At 76.2% G+C, this 239-nt stretch carries 1 pseudogene; it reads right to left on the bottom strand.

The features are described from left to right. Nucleotides 1-239 (bottom strand): annotated as a pseudogene (locus J0695_RS42020) (hypothetical protein); the annotation flags it as partial.

The following is a 239-nucleotide window of genomic DNA, read 5'->3' as shown; positions in this document are numbered from 1 at the left end:
GACCAGCACCCGGCGGAGGTCGGCACGCGCCTGCCGCAGCGTCAGGCGCGCGGAGGCGAGGGACTGCCGTACGGCCCGCCCCACGGCACGCGCCGCCGTGGCGGCGGGCCGCAGCACCACGTCCCGCACCACATGTCCCACCGGCGTCAGCACACGCGCGTACACCCAGCGCACCGGTTCCACGACGACCCGCCGGAAGAGCTCCCTCAGGAACCGCCCCACCGCGAGCGAGACGTACC

The organism is Streptomyces beijiangensis (assembly GCF_017315755.1).
GTDB classification, from domain to species: domain Bacteria; phylum Actinomycetota; class Actinomycetes; order Streptomycetales; family Streptomycetaceae; genus Streptomyces; species Streptomyces beijiangensis.
The sequence above is the reverse complement of the archived record's forward strand: the minus strand, read 5'-3'. Positions and strand labels throughout refer to the sequence as shown.